This is a genomic window from Kribbella speibonae (genome assembly GCF_004331375.1).
GTDB classification, from domain to species: domain Bacteria; phylum Actinomycetota; class Actinomycetes; order Propionibacteriales; family Kribbellaceae; genus Kribbella; species Kribbella sindirgiensis.
In genome coordinates this window covers 1,431,115-1,446,368 of record NZ_SJKC01000001.1, presented here as the reverse complement: position 1 = coordinate 1,446,368, position 15,254 = coordinate 1,431,115, and the positions used below count along the sequence as shown (strand labels likewise).

The following is a 15,254-nucleotide window of genomic DNA, read 5'->3' as shown; positions in this document are numbered from 1 at the left end:
TGTGAACACCCTGGAGCTGCTCCGCGCCGACCGGGTTCTGACCGTTGTGCGCGCCCCGGAGATCTCGGACGCCCGCGACCTGTGCGCCGCGTTGGTTGCCGGTGGCATCCACGTCGTCGAACTCACCTACACGACCCCGGACCTCCCGCGACACCTGGAGCGCGCCGCCTCCACCGCTGCCGAGACCGGCGCGGTCGTCGGCGCGGGCACCGTCCAGACCGGCGACCAGGCCACGCAGGCGATCAACGCCGGCGCCCAGTTCCTCGTCACCCCCGGGCAGGGGCCTGAGGCCGCGGCGATCGCCGAAGCCGCGCGGACCGCCGGCGTTCCCGTCGTCCTCGGCGCCTTCACGCCGTCCGAGGTGATGACCGCGCTCGCTCTCGGCTCGGCCGCGGTGAAGATCTTCCCCGCCCACCAGCTGGGCCCGAAGTACTTCAAGGACCTCAACGGCCCGTTCCCCGGCGTACCGCTGATCCCGTCCGGCGGCGTCAACGCCACGAACGCCTCCGATTTCCTGGCCGCCGGTGCCCTCGCCGTCAGCGCCGGAACGGACGTCGTCTCCCCCGCCGATGTGGCCGCCGCCAGCTGGGAAGCGATCACCGCGAAGGCCAAGACCTTCTGCGCCGCTATTGCACAGTGATGCTGCCGTAGCTGGTGCGCAGGTAGAGGCGGTTCGAGGAACTGGGGTCGTTCGGTACGTCGACCTCGGTGGACCCTTGGGCCGCGAGCGCATCGATCGCGTACGTCGCCGTCCCTGGAACCTGCACTGTGAGCGAGCCGTTGCTCGCCGTGGCGTTGACCTGTTCCGGCGCGCTGTCGAACAGCAGGTCGACCGAGCCGTGCATCGCGTCCACCGAGACCCGTGGGCTCCGCAGCCGGGTCAGGGTGATCGACGCGTCGTTGGCTTCCACGGTCAGCGGCGACGCGACGCCGGTCGCGGACATCGACGTACCGTCGGCCTTCGCGTGGACGGCGGCCGTACTCGGCACCTCCACCGTCAGCTCCACGTCGCAGTGCACATCGGGACAGGTGGTCTCCACGTCCAGCACCCCACCGGTCGTCGACACCTTGACGGCCGGCTGCGCGACGGCGTACGTCCCGTCGACCGTCACATGCACCTGTCCGTCGGCGCTCGCCAGCAGTTGCATCGCCACCCCCGACACCACCTTGACGCCTTGCGGGCCGGGCGTGAACGAGGCCGAGTAGTCGTACGGCAGCTTCCCGCGAATCAACGACACGGTCACCGCCGCGGCGGTCATCACGAACACCAGCACCGGTATCAGTCCGATGAGCAGCATCCTGCGCTGCGCGGTCGTCATCACGTGTCCAGGTACTTGAGTACGGCCAGCACCCGGCGGTGCTCGCCGTCGGTCGGCGACAACCGGAGCTTCAGGAAGATGTTGCTGATGTGCTTCTCCACGGCGCCTTCGCCGACGACGAGCGCCTGGGCGATCCCGGCGTTCGACCGACCCTCCGCCATCGCCCGGAGAACGTCCTGTTCCCGCGGACTCAGCACCGCGAGCGGATCCACCTTCCGCGATCGCACCAGCAGCTGCGAGATCACCTCCGGATCCAGCGCCGCACCACCGCCCGCTACCCGGCGCAGCCCGTCGATGAACTGGTCGACATCCGCCACGCGATCCTTGAGCAGGTACCCGACACCGCCCGGGTTCCCACCGATCAGTTCACTGGCGTAGCGCTCCTCGACGTACTGCGACAACACCAGGACGCCGACCTCGGCGTACTGCTCGCGAATCACCAACGCCGCCCGCAGACCCTCGTCGGTGAACGTCGGCGGCATCCGTACGTCGACCACGCACACGTCGGGCCGATGCGCCTCGACCGCCTTCAGCAGCGCATCGCCGTCGCCGACGGCCGCGACCACGGCACAGTCCTGCTCCTCCAGCAGCCGCACGATGCCCTCACGCAACAGCACCGAGTCCTCGGCGATCACCACCCGCATCCGCTCAGTCTCCTCACCCACAGGGCACCTCCGCGGTCAGCGTGGTCCCGCCACCCGGTGGACTGTCCACCGTGAGCCATCCGTCGACGCCGGCCACCCGATCGCTCAGTCCGCGCAACCCGGTGCCCTTGGACGGATCGGCGCCACCCTTTCCGTCGTCCCGGACCTCGATCCGCAGCACATCACCGACCCGCGTCACCGAAACCTCCACGTGCGCCGCCTCAGCATGTTTGCCCACGTTGGCCAGCGCCTCCGTCACCACGAAGTACGCGATCGACTCGATCGTCAGCGACGGCCGGGGATAGATGCCGATCCGCAGGCGCATCGGCACCGGTGATCGGACCGCGATCGCCGACAGAGCCGCGTCCAGACCACGATCGGACAGCACCGGCGGATGCAGTCCTCTGACCAGATCGCGAATCTCGGCGATCGCCTGCATCGCCTCCGAATGCGCCTCCTCGATCAACCTGCGCACCGCGGGCTCCTTGTCCCCGAGCCGGTTCTTCGCCCGGCCGAGTGTCATCGCCAGCGAAACGAGCCGCTGCTGGGCGCCGTCGTGCAGGTCGCGCTCCATCCGCCGCCGCTCGGCCTCGACGGAGTCGACCACCTGCTGCCGGCTCGTCACCAGCTGCGTGACGCGCTCCGCCAGGGCACCGCTCTCGGACCGGCCGAGCAACCTCCGCGCGAGCTCCGCGTCCAGGGCCGACGCCAGTCGGATCAGCCAGGGCGACACCACGAGCAGGAACACGGCCGCAACGATCGCCACCATCACCGCGAGTTTGGGCGAGTCGATCACGAACGGCCCGAGCTGGGCCTGCGAGGCCGCGAACCGGTCGTAGTACAGCGGCAACGCCATCAGCACCGGCGGCACCGACCACGCGGCCGCGATCAGCACCAGCCAAACGATTGCCAGCGGCAACAGCAAGACGTAGTACAGGAACTGCTGCCACATCCCCCGGTCGGTCACCGCGAGCCGCGCGTCGGCGACCCGTGATCCGGCCGGCGGCGGTGGGATCAACGGCGGGACGACCTGCCCGCGGGTGATCTTCGCCCGCGCTCGCTCCCACCCGGCCACCAGGTACACGAACCGGTTCGCGCCGACGCTCAGCGGAATCCCGACGTACCCGAGCGGCCACGCCAGCACGGCGACAAGGACCGTGGCCAGCACCAGCAGGCCGGAGGTGAGCACCACCACCGCGTCGCCCAGGATGTGGATGGTTGCCAACCACAAGTACGGCGAGCGCCAGAGCCCCCACGGCGTCCGGGGAACCGGATTCGCCGCAACCGTCATCCGGACCACCTCCCCGTGTCAGCGCCTGCTTGCCGTCACAACTTACGTCGTCCGCGCCGGCGGGCGGCATGAGGACAGCCCACGGGCTCGACCGGGGGTTATCCCCACCCCCGTTCGTGGGCTGGCCGGACTGTGCCGGACGGCCGTCGCCGGAATCCTCGAAGGTATGACGACGACAGCGATCACCAACGACCTGAGCGTGGACGGGAGACTCGGCGACGCGATCGACGACCGGGTGGCCGACGCGCTCGACGACTACATCGCCGAGGGCCGGCTGGACGGCAGGATCCGGGCCCGGCGCTCCCCCGGAGGTCTCGCCGCGCTGGTCGCCGCCGGGGTCGCGGCGGTACTGCTTCCTTGGTGCCTGATCCTCGCGGCCACGCTGCCGAGCACCTACCAGGCGGGCCACTGGAAGCTCACCTGGATCGGCCTCGACTGCGGCACCGCGATCGCCGCCGGACTCACGGCGTACCTGCTGCACACACGCAACAGGTACGCCGCTCTGACCGCGATGGCCGCCGGGACGCTGCTGATGGCCGACGCCTGGTTCGACGTGAGTACGGCGGCGGCCGGGTTCGACCGCACGCTCTCGCTGACCGAGGCGCTCGTCCTGGAGCTGCCGCTGGCCTTGTGCGCCTTCGTGGTCGCGGCCCGCGAGCTCAGACGATGAGCTCCAGCACCGGGCCTTCGTGCAGGGCGCGGTAGACCTTGTCCCGCAGGACGTTGGCCTCGGCATCGGTGAGCGTGCGATCCACCGGGCGAAGGACCAGCCTGACCAGGAGGTTTCGTTGGCCGGGAGTCATCTGCAGGCGCTCACGGGCGGACGCCGGCAAGTCGTCGTACGACGTTTCGCCCAGCACCTCCAGTGACTCCGCGGCATCGGCGTCCGGGCCGAGCGCGGCGCGCACCTTGTCGCCCAGTACCTCCGCCGACACGTCCGCCGACGCGTTGACGACGACGGACAGGTCGCGACGTACCGGCGGCATCGACGAGACCGCCTTGTACGGCGCGAGATCCAGCATCTGACCCGCCACCCGCGGATCCGTCGAGCGGAGCAGGCGGATGTCCCGGATCCCCTTGCGGAGCATGAGCAGCCGGTCCAGGCCAGGGCCCATCGCGAGACCGGTCCAGCCGTCGTCGAGGCCCGCCATCCGCAGCACGTGCGGCGCGGCGACCCCGCATTCACCGATCTCGATCCACTGGTCGTCCAGCAGGACATCGATCTGCCGGCCGTGGATCGTGTACGGGTGCACGGCCGACACGGTCCGATAGGTCTGACCGGGCAGGACGGTGTCGACCAGACGGGCGATCATGTCCTCCAGTTCCGGTTCGCCCAGCGTCACGGTGCGGCTGACCCGCCACAGGTCGAGCTGATGCGGCGTACCCGTGTGCTGCCAGTCGACCGAGTCCCGGCGGTAACAGATACCGGCACAGATCATCAGCACATCGGACGACTCCGACCCGGCGAGCGCACGGAGCGCGGGCGGAATCATCGCCGACGTGTGGCTTCGCAACACCTCGGTCTCGGACACGTAGCGCGTGTAGCGGGCCTCCCGGGTCACCGCGCCGGCGGCGTACCCGAGGTTGTCGTAGTTGTCGGCCATCGGGACGACGGGATGGTCGCGACGGGTCCAGATCTCGGTGTACGGCCAGGCGGCACCGAGCGCCCTACGGATCGAGTCGACGACGAGCTGGACAGCGTGCGGGCCCTGGGCCGGGTCGGTGAGGTCGCGCAGCGCGAGGGCAGAGTGCAGTTCTTCAACAGTGAGGACAGACATGAGTTTCTCTCCAGGATGACGGTCTCGACGGGGGTCCACCCCGGTCGGCCGCGGTCACCTCAGGAGAGAGCGCAGCAGCAGCTCACCCCGTCGGCACCGTCGTGCCGGCCGGGGCGCAGAAATCGCTGCCCGTGCTGCGTCATGCCGTCCACTGTACCGTCCGCCCACCACTGTCCGCCGCGATATTCGGTCCACCGCGGAACCACTGGGTGCGACGATGGGCCGCATGCGATGGATCGACACCCTGGAAGGCGCGGCCGCCGGCAAGCTGCCGGAGGCCGTGCACCGCTACTTCCGGCAGGGCTCGGCCGGCGGGGTCAGCGTCGGCGAGGCGACCTCCGCCTGGTCGGCGTACCGGTTCCGTCCGCACGTGCTGAACGACGTGTCCGCCGTCGACCTGAGTACGACGGTACTCGGCACACCCGTCGACGCACCGATCCTGGTCGCACCGTCGACGATGCAGCGGTTGGCCGACCCGGACGGCGAGCTCGCGATGGCGCGCGGCGTCGGCGCGGCGAAGTCTGTGCTCGGCGTCTCCAGTAACGCCGGTACGCCGTTCGCCGAGCTCGGGGCGACCGGGGTTCCGTGGTGGCTGCAGATCTACGTCGTACGGAACCGGGACATCACCGTCCGGATGCTCGACGCCGCCGTCGAGGCCGGGGCGCGGGCGGTCGTGCTCACCGTGGACACCCCGGTGGTCGGCCGGAAGGAAGACGAGGGCGAGACCGTCTGGGACGTGGCGCAACCGGGACAGTTCCTGGCCAACCTGCCCGACGGCGACTGGAGCGACGACGACCTCGCGAAGGCCGACGACCTGAACCCCGACGTGATCGGCTGGCTCGCGGAACGCACCGGCCTTCCGGTGGTGGTGAAGGGCGTCCTGCGCGGCGACGACGCCAAACGCTGCGCGGACGCGGGCGCCGCCGGCATCATCGTCTCGAACCACGGCGGCCGTCAGCTCGACGGCTCGATCCCCACGGCCCAGGCGCTGCCCGAGGTCGCCGAAGCCGTCGCCGGCAGCAACCTCGAGGTGTACGTCGACGGCGGCATCCGCCGCGGTGAGCACGTCCTCGCCGCGCTGGCCCTCGGCACCCGCGCGGTCTTCGTCGGCCGTCCCGCCCTGTGGTCGCTGACCGTCGGCTCGTCCGAAGGCGTCACCCGCCTCCTCACCGACCTCGCCGAGGAACTCGACCACACCCTCCGGCTGGTCGGCGCCGCCACACCCTCGTCGCTCACGCCGGACCTCGTCACTTCGACGGGAGCGAGATGAGCTTGCGCATTGTTGGGCTGAACGCGTTCCTGCCGGGGTTCCGGCTCGTCCACGAGTTCGCCCAACGGAACGGCCACGAACTGGTCCTGGTCGCGACCCTGCCGGACACCAGCAGGTACGGCGCCTCCGACCCGATGGTCGCAGGTCTGCCGGACACTCTGAACGTGCTGATCACCCGCAAGCTCCGGACCGTGGCTGCGCCGATGATCGCCGCGCTCCGGCCGGACGTGATCATCTCGGCCGCGTTCCCGCGCCTGATCCCGGCCGAGATCCTCGAAATCCCGGCGTACGGCGCGATCAACTGCCACCCGTCGCCGCTACCGGCCGGGCGCGGGCCGACGCCGCAGCGGCTGATCTACGAAGGTGACGAGCGGGTCGGAGCGACCGTGCACCGGACCGCGGCGGAGTTCGACACCGGCGCGATCCTCGCCCAGCGGATCGCTCCACTGCCCGACGACCTGAACGGCTCCGGCCTCATGCAGTCCTGGCGAACGCTGCTCAGTGAATGCCTGGACGAGGCCGTACCCAAGCTTGTCGCCGGCGATCCCGGTGAACCGCAGGACCCGGCGAACGCCTCCGACGCACCGTTCTTCACCGACGACGAACGGCTCCTCGACCTCGCCGAGCCGTCCCGGGTGATCCGCCGCAAGGCCGCCGCCCTCAACGTCACCGCACCCACCGCCCAGCTCGAACTGGACGGCACCACCCACGTCATCACCCGGACCGACCCGACCACCACCCACAGCACCGCGCCTCCAGGCACCGTCCTGGAGAAACACGCCAACGGCTGGACCATCCAAACCGCAGACCAGCCGCTCCGCCTCACCTACGGCTGACAAGCAGAAAGCCCCCGGGAGATCCCGGAGGCTTTCTGGTGACTGCGGTGAGGCTCAGGCCTCGGCCGGCTCCTCGGTGAGGTTGCGGCTCAGGTTGGGGTCAACCTGGACGCCCGGCCCCATCGTGGTCGAGAAGACCGTCTTCTTGATGTAGCGGCCCTTCGAGCTGGCCGGCTTCAGCCGGAGGATCTCCTCGAGCGCGGCGCTGTAGTTCTCCACCAGCTGGGTCTCGTCGAACGAGGCCTTGCCGATGATGAAGTGCAGGTTCGCGTGCCGGTCGACCCGGAACTCGATCTTGCCGCCCTTGATGTCGTTCACGGCCTTGACCACATCCGGGGTGACCGTGCCGGTCTTCGGGTTCGGCATCAGACCACGCGGGCCGAGCACCCGGCCGAGGCGGCCGACCTTGCCCATCAGGTCAGGGGTGGCGACCACGGCGTCGAAGTCCAGCCAGCCGTCGGTGACCTTCTTGATCAGGTCGTCGTCGCCCACGAAGTCGGCGCCGGCGGCCTTCGCGGCCTCGGCCTTCTCACCGGTGGCGAAGACGAGGACCCGTGCCGTCTTGCCGGTACCGTGCGGAAGGTTGACGGTGCCACGCACCATCTGGTCGGCCTTACGAGGGTCGACCCCGAGACGCATCGCGACGTCCACGGTGGAGTTGAACTTCTTGCTGCCGGCCGCTTCCTTGGCGAGCTTGATCGCCTCGAGCGGCGTGTACAGGTGATCGAAGTCGATCTTCTCTGCGGCGGCGCGGTAAGCCTTGCTGCGCTGTGCCATGACTGGTTCCTCTCTGGGGTGTGGTCTCCGGGCGGCGCTTCGCCCTGCCACTACTACGTGTGAAGTGGTACTGATCAGCCGTCGACGGTGACGCCCATGGAGCGCGCCGTACCCTCGATGATCTTCATCGCCGCGTCGATGTCACGGGCGTTCAGATCCGGCATCTTGGTGGTGGCGATCTCGCGGACCTGGTCCTTGGTGATCTTGCCGACCTTTTCCTTGTGCGGGACCGGCGAGCCCTTCTGCAGACCGGCGGCCTTCTTGATCATCTCCGGCGCCGGCGGCGTCTTGGTGATGAAGGTGAAGGAACGGTCCTCGTAGATGGTGATCTCGACCGGCACCACGTTGCCACGCATGGATTCCGTCTGGGCGTTGTACGCCTTGCAGAACTCCATGATGTTGACGCCGTGCGGGCCGAGCGCGGTACCGACCGGCGGGGCCGGCGTCGCGGCACCGGCCTGGAGCTGCACCTTGACCAGGGCAGCGATCTTCTTCTTGGGAGGCATTCTGTCGGGTCCTTAGACTTTCTGGATCTGGTTGAAGCTGAGTTCCACCGGGGTCTCCCGGCCGAAGATCTCCACCAGGGCCTTGATCCGCTGGGCCTCGGCATTGATCTCCGTGACTGTGGCGTGCAGGGTCGCGAACGGCCCGTCGACCACCATGACCGAGTCTCCGACACCGAAGTCGGCGACCTCGACCTTCTTCTTCGCCGCGGTCTTGGCGGGTGCGGCGCCGGCTTCGGCGGCCGCCGCCTCGGCTGCCGCCACGACAGCCGGAGCGAGCATCTTCTCGACCTCTTCGAGGCTGAGCGGGACCGGCTTCTGGCTGTTCCCGACGAAACCGGTCACCGACGGCGTGTGCCGCACGGTCGACCAGGACTCGTCGGTCAGGTCCATCCGGACCAGCACGTAACCGGGGAGCACGGTGCGCTTCACCATCCGGCGCTGACCGTTCTTGATCTCGGCGACCTCTTCGGTCGGCACGATGATCTCGAAGATGTAGTCCTCCATGTTCAGGGAGTTGATCCGGTTCTCCAGGTTGCCCTTGACCCGGTTCTCCATCCCTGAGTACGTGTGCACCACGTACCAGTCGCCGATCTGCGACCGCAGCCGGCTGCGGAGCTCCTCGAGCGGGTCGCCCGGCTCTTCGGGCTCCGCCTCCTCGGCCTCCGCGTCGGCGTCCGTCGCGGCGGCGGCCGCGGCCAGCGCGTCCACGTCGGCGTCGTCGTCGGTCTCGTCGTCATCGGACTCGTCGCCGCTGGAGAAGACCACCTCGTCGGCCGCGGCGGGCGCCTCGGCGGTGGTCAGCGGAGCCGTCTCGGCGGTCTCCTCGGCCAGCTCCTCGGCGGCGTCCTCGACGTCGTCCTCGGTCACGACCTCGGCGGCCTCGGACTCGTCGGCCGCCGGGACGACCACGACCGGCTCGTCGTCGGACGTGTCGGCGTCCGCGCGTGGCGTCTCCGCCTCGTCGTCCGCGGAGTACTCGTCGTCGTCCGCCTCGTCCTCGTCGTCACCGGCGGCGTCGTCGTCGTCGAGACCCGCGAACGGGTCGTCGTCATCGTCGTCGTCGCCGGCGAACAGGTCGTCATCGTCGGTGGCGTTCTCGTCGAAGTCGAGATCGAGGTCGGCGTCGGATACGTCGAACTCGTCCTCGTGGTCGAGGACCTCGTCGTCGCGCTCGGACACGTCGTACTCCGTCATCTGTGGATCGGGGTCTTGTTCTGCTTCGGGTCGGGTCAGGAACCCGGGACCTACGGTCGGATCGTGGTGGGCGGCCTCAGCCGAAGATCTTGAACATCGCCCAGCCGAAGGCGAGGTCGAGGACCGAGACGATCGCGATGACGAACACCACGAAGGTCAGGACGACCACGAAGTAGGTGGAGAGCTGCTTGCGGGTCGGCCAGACGACCTTGCGGAGCTCGGCGACCACCTGGCGGTAGAAACGCAGCAGGCCCCTGCCCTGCTTGCCTTCCGCAGGCTTGCCGGCGCCGGACGGTGCCGGGGTGCGCGTCTCCGTCACGACCTACCTCTTTCGCTAGCGGCGGCCTGACCGGCCCTGCGCCGGTCAGGATTTGCAGGGCACGAGGGACTTGAACCCCCAACCTTCGGTTTTGGAGACCGATGCTCTGCCAGTTGAGCTAGTGCCCTCTGCAATCCATCCGGACGCCGCGTCGGACCTGATCTCGGGCATGCCGGATCAGGGCCACCAACGCCCGGACCTAGAGAAGTGTACGGGGTCGGAGCCACCTGGTCGAACTCAGCCTCGACCTGGTCCTTTCCCGTCCAGCCCCTCATCGGGCGCCGCACCGCGGTCAGAACCATACAGCCTCCAGTTGGTCCCAACGGACAGTGCCCCCGGCGCGTTCCCCGACCAGCCCGTGAAACCCGCGAGCACCGCCGTACGGCGTGGTGCCAGGATGGGCCGCATGGGTTCCAGGATCTCGGCGCGGATCGGCGCCATCAGCGAATCGGCGACGCTGGCGGTCGACGCCAAGGCGAAGGCGCTCAAGGCGGCCGGGCGGCCGGTGATCGGGTTCGGCGCGGGTGAGCCGGACTTCCCGACGCCGGACTACATCGTCGAGGCGGCGGTCGCGGCCGCACGGGACCCGAAGAACCACCGGTACAGCCCCGCGGGCGGCCTGCCGGAGCTGAAGCAGGCGATCGCGGACAAGACCAAGCGCGACTCGGGCTACGAGATCGAGGCCTCCCAGGTCCTGGTCACGAACGGCGGCAAGCACGCGGTCTACAACGCGTTCGCGACGCTGCTCGACCCGGGCGACGAGGTGCTGCTCCCGGCGCCGTACTGGACGACGTACCCGGAGACGATCCGGCTGGCCGGCGGCGTACCGGTCGAGGTGTTCGCCGACGAGTCGCAGAACTACTCCGTCACCGTCGAGCAGCTCGAGGCGGCCCGGACCCCGAAGACGAAGGCCCTGCTGTTCTGCTCACCGTCGAACCCGACCGGCGCGGTCGACAGCCCCGAGACGATCGCGGCGATCGGCCGCTGGGCACTCGAGCACGACCTGTGGGTGATCACGGACGAGATCTACGAGCACCTGACGTACGGCGACGTGCGGGCGACGTCGATCCCGGTCGCCGTACCGGAGCTGGCCGACAAGACCGTCGTACTGAACGGGGTCGCCAAGACGTACGCGATGACCGGCTGGCGGGTCGGCTGGATGATCGGCCCGAAGGACGTCATCAAGGCCGCGACGAACCTGCAGTCGCACCAGACCTCGAACGTCTGCAACATCGCCCAGCGGGCCGCGCTGGCCGCGGTGTCCGGCGACCTGAGCGCGGTCGACGAGATGAAGGTCGCGTTCGACCGGCGGCGGCGGACCATGGTCCGGATGCTCAACGAGATCCCCGGTGTCGAGTGCCCGGAGCCGACCGGCGCGTTCTACGCGTACCCGTCGGTCAAGGGGGTGTTCGGCCGGGAGATCAACGGACGGACGCCGACCACGTCGGCCGAGCTGGCCGATCTGATCCTCGACGAGGTCGAGGTGGCGGTCGTGCCGGGTGAGGCGTTCGGCGCCCCCGGGTACCTGCGGCTCTCGTACGCGCTCGGCGACGACGACCTGGCCGAGGGGCTCGGCCGGATCGCGAAGTTGCTGAGCTGATTTCGCGGGGCGGGTAGGGGATCGGTAACCTTCGGTAATGACGCAGCGGGATCTGCGGGTGCTGCCGAAAACACACCTGCATCTGCACTTCTCCGGGTCGATGCGGCACCTGACGCTGGTCGAACTGGCGGACAAACACGGCGTACGGCTGCCGGACGCGCTGCGCACCGATTGGCCGCCGGAACTGTCGGCGGCGGACGAGCGCGGCTGGTTCCGGTTCCAGCGGCTGTACGACATCGCGCGCTCGGTGCTGCGGACCGAGGACGACGTACGCCGTCTGGTCCGGGAGGCGGCCGAGGACGACCGGGCGGACGGCTCGCGCTGGCTGGAGATCCAGGTCGACCCGTCCGGGTACGCGAACCGCTTCCACGGGATCACCGAGTTCACCGACCTGGTGCTGGACGCCGCCCGCGACGCGTCGGCGTCCACGGGGATCGCCGTGCAGGTCATCATCGCCGCCAACCGCACGCGGCATCCGCTCGACGCCCGCACGCTGGCACGGCTGGCATCGCAGTACGTCGGACGTGGCGTGGTCGGGTTCGGCCTGTCGAACGACGAGCGGCGCGGTACGACGTCCGAGTTCGAACCGGCCTTCCGGATCGCCCGTCACGCCGGGCTGCTCGCCGCACCGCACGGCGGCGAGCTGTGCGGCCCGGCGACCGTGCGGACCTGCCTGGACGAGCTCGGCGCGGGCCGCATCGGCCACGGCGTCCGTTCCGTCGAGGACCCCGACCTCCTGAAGCGCGTAGTCGACGCGCAGATCGCGTTGGAGGTCTGCCCCGCGTCCAACGTCTCGCTCGGCGTCTATCGCCGCCCCGAGGACGTCCCCCTCCGCAAACTCTACGAAGCCGGCGCCCGCATCGCCCTCGGTGCCGACGACCCCCTCCTCTTCGGCTCCCGCCTGGCCGAACAGTACGAAACCGCCCGCACCGTCCACGGCTTCACCGACTCCGAGCTGGCCGACCTGGCCCGCAGCTCCGTCCTAGCCTCCACCGCCCCACCCGAAACCCAAAAAACCCTCCTCACCGAAATAGACGAATGGCTAGGCACCCCCGCCACGGTCCCGGTCTGACCTACCTCGCCCGTCACGGCCAAACCGAATGGAACGTCGCAGGCCGCCGTCAGGGTCGCCTCGACTCACCGCTCACCCCACTCGGCCTCGAACAGGCCCGCCAGAACGCTCGCCTGTTGCTCGACGAGGGCATTGACGCGATCTTCGCCAGTCCGCTCGGCCGGGCCCATCGAACGGCTTCGCTCATCGCGTCGGAGCTCGGGCTGAGCGTCCAGGTCGTCGAGGACCTCGCCGAGATCGACCACGGGCTGTGGTCGGGGCTCGGGTCGGCCGAGATCGATGCGCGGTGGCCGGGGCAGCGAGATGTGCGGGAGCGGACGAAGTACACCTTTCGGTTTCCGGAGGGTGAGAGCTACGCGGACGGTGAGGTACGGGCTGGGCGCGTGCTGGCGGAGATCGAACGGAGCGGCGTACGGCGGCCGTTGCTGGTGTCGCACGAGATGATCGGGCGGATGCTTCTGCGGCAGCTCGGGGTGCCCGAAGCGCTCGCCACCCGGCAGCCCTCGGACCTGGTCTACCGCGTGCGTGCGGGTGGAGTGGTCGAGGGGTTGTCGAGTTCTGGATAAGTGCTGGTTGCGTTCCGGTTCAGGTCATTGTTCGGGGGGCGGTGCGGGCCTAACTTTGCGTGCATGACGCCGACGAAGATCCTGCTGCCAGAGGACGAGCTGCCGACCCGTTGGTACAACGTGCTGCACGACCTGCCGACGCCCCCGCCGCCGGTGCTGCATCCGGGGACAGGGCAACCGATCGGGCCGGACGATCTCACGCCGCTGTTCCCGATGGACCTGATCCTGCAGGAGGTCTCACAGGAGCAGTACGTCGACATTCCGGGTGAGGTGCTCGACGTCTACCGGCTGTGGCGGCCCAGCCCGTTGTATCGCGCGCACCGGCTGGAGAAGGCGCTCGATACACCGGCCCGGATCTACTACAAGTACGAAGGCGTCTCGCCGGCCGGATCGCACAAGCCGAACACCGCGGTCCCGCAGGCGTTCTACAACGCGAAGTCCGGCGTCCGGAAGCTCACCACCGAGACCGGCGCCGGCCAGTGGGGTACGGCGCTCGCGTTCGCCTGCGCGCAGTTCGGACTGGAGTGCGAGGTCTGGCAGGTGCGGGCGTCCTACGACCAGAAGCCGTACCGGCGGGCGATGATGCAGGTGTTCGGGGCGACCGTGCACCCGAGCCCGTCCGACCTGACCGAGGCCGGGCGGAAGATCCTCGCAGGTGACCCGGACTCCACCGGTTCACTTGGGATCGCGATCAGCGAGGCGGTCGAGGCCGCGGTGCAGGATCCCGAGGTGCACTACGCGCTCGGGTCGGTGCTCAACCACGTGCTGCTGCACCAGACCGTCATCGGCGAGGAAGCGCTGATGCAGCTCGCGATGGTCGGCGAGACACCCGACCTGATCGTCGGCTGCACCGGCGGCGGGTCGAACTTCGGCGGCCTGGCGTTCCCGTTCCTGCGGGAGAAGTGGGCCGGCCGGATGTCCCCGGTCGTGCGGGCGGTCGAGCCGGCCGCGTGCCCGTCGCTCACCCAGGGCACCTACGCGTACGACTTCGGCGACACCATCGGGATGACGCCGTTGATGAAGATGCACACCCTCGGCCACGACTTCATCCCCGACCCGATCCACGCCGGCGGCCTGCGGTACCACGGGATGAGCCCGCTGATCAGCCACCTCTACGAGACCGGCGAGATCGAGGCCGTCGCCAAACCGCAGTCCGAGTGCTTCGCCGCCGGAGTCCAGTTCGCCCGGACCGAAGGCATCGTTCCGGCGCCCGAGCCCACCCACGCGCTGGCGGCCGCTGTCGAGGAAGCCCAACGCTGCAAGGAGTCCGGCGAGGAGAAGGTCATCCTCACCGCCCTCTGCGGTCACGGCCACCTCGACCTCGCCGCGTACGACGCGTACCTGTCCAACGCCATCACCGACCGCACCTGGGAGGACGCCGAGATCCAGTCGGCGGTAGCCGAGGCCCTCACCCACCTACCCGCGATCAGCTGACAACTCAGCGCCCACCGCGCTTCCACCACGGCTTGGGCCGCTTCGCCACCGCGGTGAGCCAGTCCTCCGGGATGGCCCAACCGCGGGAGGTCAGCGCGTCGAAGTACTGCACCTTCAGGCTGTCCGGCAGCCAGTACGTCGCCTTGCGGCCGCCGGACGCCTCGAAGTACGTCGTCCGTTGGCGACGGCTCCACACCGTCGCCTGACTCGAGCTGTAGGCGAGCCGGACGAAGTCCCAGCGCGCCTGCTCGTCGTCCATGTCGAAGGGACGCTCGACCACGCGTCCCTTCGCCTGCGGCTCCTGCTCGATCTCGTCGATCAGCTTCTGCACAACGGCCCGTTCGTCGGTGAGCTCCGCCGGCAGCCGCAGTCCCACCGGATCCAGCACCACCACACCCAACCGCGGCCGCGCCACCTCCAGGAACACCTCGAGCAGCGCGAACCCTTCCTCGACCCGCCCGAACCGCTCCAGTTCGGCGTGCAACGTCGTCACGGCTTCCTCGGGCATCCCACAACTTTATAGAGCGCAACCAGTGAGGGGCTGCCCCTATCTGCCCCGGGATGCCCCGCCGCCCTCACGCTCAGCAACCGCCAACGCGCGCCGAAATCACCGCCGACGCGTCGGCATCCGCGATCCGCGGCGGCCGA

At 69.3% G+C, this 15,254-nt stretch carries 17 protein-coding genes and 1 tRNA gene; 8 read left to right on the top strand and 10 right to left on the bottom strand.

From position 1 onward, the window contains the following. Window position 1 precedes the first annotated feature (1 nt). A complete protein-coding gene (locus E0H92_RS07220; RefSeq protein WP_131495755.1) occupies window positions 2-640 on the top strand; it encodes a bifunctional 4-hydroxy-2-oxoglutarate aldolase/2-dehydro-3-deoxy-phosphogluconate aldolase in 639 nt (212 codons plus the stop codon). Here the strand turns inward: E0H92_RS07220 and E0H92_RS07215 are convergent. Genes E0H92_RS07215 through E0H92_RS07205 form a run of 3 tightly spaced genes read right to left on the bottom strand, consistent with a single transcriptional unit; the run spans window position 627 to window position 3,254 of the window. Then, entirely contained in the window at window positions 627-1,319 is a 693-nt protein-coding gene (locus tag E0H92_RS07215) for a DUF4097 family beta strand repeat-containing protein (RefSeq protein ID WP_131495754.1), read from the bottom strand. The genes E0H92_RS07220 and E0H92_RS07215 overlap by 14 nt on opposite strands. Beyond that, the gene (locus E0H92_RS07210; protein WP_131496463.1) at window positions 1,319-1,963 is read right to left on the bottom strand and encodes a response regulator transcription factor; all 645 of its coding nucleotides are present in this window, start codon (window positions 1,961-1,963) and stop codon (window positions 1,319-1,321) included. Before E0H92_RS07210 ends, E0H92_RS07215 begins: the two co-directional genes overlap by 1 nt. Before the next feature lie 13 nt (window positions 1,964-1,976). Continuing rightward, complete coding sequence (locus tag E0H92_RS07205) at window positions 1,977-3,254, bottom strand: sensor histidine kinase (RefSeq protein ID WP_131495753.1); 1,278 nt, start codon at window positions 3,252-3,254, stop codon at window positions 1,977-1,979. Window positions 3,255-3,420: 166 nt separating this feature from the next. On the opposite strand from E0H92_RS07205, the gene E0H92_RS07200 reads away from it, so the two are divergent. Continuing rightward, entirely contained in the window at window positions 3,421-3,924 is a 504-nt protein-coding gene (locus tag E0H92_RS07200) for a hypothetical protein (RefSeq protein WP_131495752.1), read from the top strand. Here the strand turns inward: E0H92_RS07200 and srmL are convergent. Continuing rightward, the gene (gene srmL, locus E0H92_RS07195; RefSeq protein WP_131495751.1) at window positions 3,914-5,032 is read right to left on the bottom strand and encodes a PheS-related mystery ligase SrmL; all 1,119 of its coding nucleotides are present in this window, start codon (window positions 5,030-5,032) and stop codon (window positions 3,914-3,916) included. The two genes, E0H92_RS07200 and srmL, sit on opposite strands and share 11 nt — an antisense overlap. Before the next feature lie 226 nt (window positions 5,033-5,258). Between srmL and E0H92_RS07190 the strand changes: the two genes are divergently transcribed. Then, window positions 5,259-6,302 (top strand): alpha-hydroxy acid oxidase, encoded by a 1,044-nt coding sequence (locus tag E0H92_RS07190; protein WP_131495750.1) that lies wholly within the window; start codon window positions 5,259-5,261, stop codon window positions 6,300-6,302. Further along, on the top strand, window positions 6,299-7,138 hold the full coding sequence (locus E0H92_RS07185) for a methionyl-tRNA formyltransferase (protein ID WP_131495749.1): 840 nt from the start codon (window positions 6,299-6,301) through the stop codon (window positions 7,136-7,138). The genes E0H92_RS07190 and E0H92_RS07185 overlap by 4 nt, the downstream gene beginning before the upstream one ends. Before the next feature lie 54 nt (window positions 7,139-7,192). Here the strand turns inward: E0H92_RS07185 and rplA are convergent, their stop codons facing one another. The 5 genes from rplA to E0H92_RS07160 all read right to left on the bottom strand — a co-directional run bounded on the left by rplA (window position 7,193) and on the right by E0H92_RS07160 (window position 10,062). Next, the gene (gene rplA, locus E0H92_RS07180) at window positions 7,193-7,915 is read right to left on the bottom strand and encodes a 50S ribosomal protein L1 (protein WP_131286424.1); all 723 of its coding nucleotides are present in this window, start codon (window positions 7,913-7,915) and stop codon (window positions 7,193-7,195) included. A gap of 74 nt (window positions 7,916-7,989) precedes the next feature. Beyond that, entirely contained in the window at window positions 7,990-8,421 is a 432-nt protein-coding gene (gene rplK, locus E0H92_RS07175) for a 50S ribosomal protein L11 (protein WP_131465632.1), read from the bottom strand. Window positions 8,422-8,433: 12 nt separating this feature from the next. Then, the gene (nusG, locus tag E0H92_RS07170) at window positions 8,434-9,330 is read right to left on the bottom strand and encodes a transcription termination/antitermination protein NusG (protein ID WP_420843813.1); all 897 of its coding nucleotides are present in this window, start codon (window positions 9,328-9,330) and stop codon (window positions 8,434-8,436) included. A 361-nt stretch (window positions 9,331-9,691) separates the two neighbouring features. Further along, window positions 9,692-9,934 (bottom strand): preprotein translocase subunit SecE, encoded by a 243-nt coding sequence (secE, locus tag E0H92_RS07165; protein WP_130384685.1) that lies wholly within the window; start codon window positions 9,932-9,934, stop codon window positions 9,692-9,694. Window positions 9,935-9,989: 55 nt separating this feature from the next. Further along, window positions 9,990-10,062: transfer RNA gene (locus E0H92_RS07160), tRNA-Trp, on the bottom strand. 278 nt (window positions 10,063-10,340) lie between these two features. Here E0H92_RS07160 and E0H92_RS07155 point away from each other — a divergent pair. The 4 genes from E0H92_RS07155 (at window position 10,341) to E0H92_RS07140 (ending at window position 14,606) form a co-directional block, all read left to right on the top strand. Then, entirely contained in the window at window positions 10,341-11,534 is a 1,194-nt protein-coding gene (locus E0H92_RS07155) for a pyridoxal phosphate-dependent aminotransferase (protein WP_131495748.1), read from the top strand. A 37-nt stretch (window positions 11,535-11,571) separates the two neighbouring features. After that, window positions 11,572-12,606: an adenosine deaminase gene (locus E0H92_RS07150; protein ID WP_131465628.1), complete on the top strand. Its 1,035-nt coding sequence runs from the start codon at window positions 11,572-11,574 to the stop codon at window positions 12,604-12,606. Further along, the gene (locus E0H92_RS07145; protein WP_131495747.1) at window positions 12,573-13,172 is read left to right on the top strand and encodes a histidine phosphatase family protein; all 600 of its coding nucleotides are present in this window, start codon (window positions 12,573-12,575) and stop codon (window positions 13,170-13,172) included. Before E0H92_RS07150 ends, E0H92_RS07145 begins: the two co-directional genes overlap by 34 nt. 63 nt (window positions 13,173-13,235) lie before the next feature. Then, a complete protein-coding gene (locus tag E0H92_RS07140; RefSeq protein ID WP_131495746.1) occupies window positions 13,236-14,606 on the top strand; it encodes a TrpB-like pyridoxal phosphate-dependent enzyme in 1,371 nt (456 codons plus the stop codon). Between the two features lie 4 nt (window positions 14,607-14,610). Here the strand turns inward: E0H92_RS07140 and E0H92_RS07135 are convergent, their stop codons facing one another. Beyond that, complete coding sequence (locus E0H92_RS07135) at window positions 14,611-15,114, bottom strand: hypothetical protein (protein WP_131495745.1); 504 nt, start codon at window positions 15,112-15,114, stop codon at window positions 14,611-14,613. Window positions 15,115-15,254: the final 140 nt, after the last annotated feature.